This window comes from Dietzia sp. HMSC21D01 (assembly GCF_001815995.1).
In the GTDB taxonomy this organism is placed as follows: Bacteria; Actinomycetota; Actinomycetes; order Mycobacteriales; family Mycobacteriaceae; genus Dietzia; species Dietzia cinnamea.
This window is the reverse complement of record NZ_KV823822.1, coordinates 1-3,116: the sequence shown is the minus strand read 5'-3', so window position 1 is coordinate 3,116 and position 3,116 is coordinate 1. Positions and strand designations below refer to the sequence as shown.

At 72.5% G+C, this 3,116-nt stretch carries 3 protein-coding genes; 1 reads left to right on the top strand and 2 read right to left on the bottom strand.

All coding sequences use genetic code 11. The features are described from left to right. The coding region (locus tag HMPREF3086_RS19520) for an HNH endonuclease signature motif containing protein (protein WP_246830908.1) at positions 1-776 on the top strand (776 nt) is incomplete at its 5' end. A gap of 14 nt (positions 777-790) precedes the next feature. On the opposite strand, the gene HMPREF3086_RS04845 is transcribed toward HMPREF3086_RS19520, so the two are convergent. Further along, positions 791-1,255, bottom strand: coding sequence for an Rv0361 family membrane protein (locus HMPREF3086_RS04845; RefSeq protein ID WP_083324309.1), 465 nt, complete (start codon positions 1,253-1,255; stop codon positions 791-793). A gap of 240 nt (positions 1,256-1,495) precedes the next feature. After that, positions 1,496-3,116 (bottom strand): alkaline phosphatase D family protein (locus HMPREF3086_RS04840; protein ID WP_141763999.1); only part of this gene is annotated, 1,621 nt, incomplete at its 5' end.

Here is a 3,116-nt window from a genome sequence, read left to right as displayed (position 1 = left end):
CCGAGAAACTACGCCGCCGCATCGACGCCGACGCCGCCGCCGCCGCCGCCGACGCTGGCGCTGGCGCGGGTCGTGCGCGGCCTGGGGCTTCGTGGGGCACCGACCAACCGATCCGCATCTCCGTGATCAACAGCATCACCCGGGGCATGCCCAACCGCGTCGAGTTCGTCACCGGCGCCTACGCCAGCTTCGACTGGCTGTGCGAGGAACTGCTCTCCGGCGGCGACGCCACGATCCGGTTCGAACTGCTGGACCCGCAACCGGGCACCGAGGACACCCCCGAGGCGGCACTGAAGTACCGCATCAGCCCCGCCCTGGCCGAACGCATCCGCCTGCGCGACGGCACCTGCCGCCACCCGGGGTGCACCGTCGACGCCCACGACTGCGAGATCGACCACGTCATCGCCTTCGACCACCAGCGCCCCGAGCTCGGCGGGCCCACCGCCGAGTGGAACCTGGTGTGCCTGTGCCGCAAGCACCACCGGGAGAAAACCTTCGGCCACTGCGCCTACCGGCCCGGACCACTCGGTGAGCTGACCATCATCACCGAGACCGGACACGAACACCACACCAGACCCCACGGCCCCCTGGCCCACGCCCGCGACCGCATCCTCGACCACCGCTGGCACCAACACCTCGACCGACTCATCGCCGACGACGGCCACCTCACCAACCCACCCGGCGCCGAACGCGCCCTGCGCGCCACCTCCCGCGGCGACAGGCCGGAGCAGCCGACGTCGCCGGAGCGCCCAGAACGCCCAGGGCGGCCGGCGTGACCGGGCGGAGCCGATCAGCCCGGCTGCTGGCCCTCGGGCACCGAGCCCATTCCGACCCCGGGCTGGCACAGCTTCCAGGCGCCGTCCTCGTCGCGCATCCGCACCTGCTCCGGACCGGACCCGTCCGACTCGGATTCGACCGTCGCCATCGCTTCCGCGCCGCCGTCCGCGATCTCGACCCCGGTCACCTCGAGGTCCTCCGGGAACGAGCCCGCGATCGACTCGCGGAACATCGAATCGAGATCCGGCCCCGTCGCCTCGCTCGACGCGGTGATCGTGTCCACCAGCTCCTGCGGGACCCGGTTCTCCGCACACATATGACTGTTGAACTCGTCGAACGATTCCGCCGAGCTCATCTGCTCCAGCGTCTCGGCCACAGCCCGCTCGGCCCGCCCCGACGACGACAACGGCCCGGCCAGGAACACCCACGCGACCGCGGCGACCACGACCAGCGCCACCACGGCCACCGTCGCGAGCACACCACCCCGACCCGGGCGACCGCCCCGCCCGTCATCCGACGGACGTGCCCCACCCCCCGGGCCACCGCCCGGCTGCCCCCCGGGACCCGGATCTCCGGCGGGGGGCTGCTGGCTCGTCGTCGTCATCCGCTACTCCAAAGACACCCGTCGCGGCCCCGGACGGGCCGCGTCGACCCGCCACGGTAGCCGACCGACCTGAAATTCAGGGGAGGGACAGGGGCCCCGGGCGCCCGCCGACGCTCAGGGCAGCGGACCCGCCGGCTCCAGACGGTCCGAGCCGTGCGGCGAACGCCAACTGGCCATGGGATACGCGCCGCTCGCCGGGTCCTCGCGCGCGACGAGCGCCCAGAAGTCGGCGTGCGCGTAGCCGCTCGTGAACTCGACCACCGTGAAGCCGTGGCGGTCGAGATCGGCCCACCGCACGTGGCGGTTCACACCGGTCAGCGCGCCCTGCGCGGCCTGGGAGAGGGGATTGCCCTCCGGCAGCCCCACCATGTCGTTGATGTTGTTGCTCGTGATGGACGGGGTGACGAACTCGACCGCTCCCGTGCCCGCACCGGGGTAGTCGGCGGCGTCGAGCGGCACCTCGTTGGCCCACGACGTGTGGATGTCGCCGGTGAGGAAGACGTGGTTGCGGTTGCCCGTCGCGCGGATCACCTCGAACAGGCGACGGCGCTCTCCGGCGTAGCCGTCCCACTGGTCGGAGTTATAGGTGATGCCCTCGCGCGGGATGCCGAGCAGTTCGGTGAGCGCCCCGGTCGTGCGGGCGTCCAGAGGCGGGATCAGCACAGGGGTGACCATGACCGAGTTGCCGATGACGTTCCAGCGGGCCGTCGACGACGCCAGCCCACGGGCCAGCCAGTCGAACTGCTCGGCGCCGGTCATGGTGCCCGTCTGATCGGTCGCGCGCCCGTTGAAGCGGCCCGGATCCTCCGAGCGGTACGAGCGCAGGTCGAGCATGCTCAGCTCGGCCAGCGACCCCCACCGGAGGCGCCGGTAGAGGTGACCGCCGTCGCGCAACGACTCAGGCCGCACCGGCATCCACTCGAAGTAGGCCTGCGCGGACGCGGCCTTGCGGTCGGCGAACGGACCCTCGTGCGGCTGATGGTTCTCGGCGCCGTGCTCCCACGAGTTGTTGGCGAGCTCGTGGTCGTCCCACGTGCAGATCCACGGCACGTGCGCGTGCAGGGACTGCAGGTCGGGGTCGGTGCGGTACTGCGCCAGACGGATCCGGTAGTCGGCCAGGGTGACGATCTCGTGCGGCGGATCGTGCGGGCGGACGGCGCCGGCGGCGGCCGTGTACTCGCCGCGGCCGTACTCGTAGATGTAGTCGCCGAGTTCGATGATCGCGTCCAGGTCGCCACGCGCCTCGAGGTGGCGGTAGCCGGCGAAGAACCCGGCCTCCCAGTTGGAGCACGAGACCACGCCGACGCGCCAGCGGCCGGTGGCGGGCATCGCACCGTCGGCGGGGGCGGTGCGCGTGCGGCCGGTGCGTGAGGTCTGGCCGAGCGCGTGGAACCGGAAGTGGTACCACCGGTCCGGCGCGAGGCCTGCGCAGTCGAGCTTGACGGTGTGGTCGCGGCCGGCGTCGGTGGTGACCGTGCCCGATCGGACGATGGTGGCGAAGCCCGGGTCGGTCGAGACCTCCCAGTCGACGACGACGAGGTCTCCGATCCCGGACCCCGGGGCCGCCTGCTCTGTCGGCGTGACGCGCGTCCACAGGATGACGCGGTCCGCCATCGGGTCGCCGGACGCGACGCCGTGCCGGAACACGGTCGAAGCGGGCCCACCCGCGGTGTCCCCGGTGACGGGTCCGCCCGCTGCGGCGGCTGCAGACGCGGCGCGACCGGTGAGGGCCCCG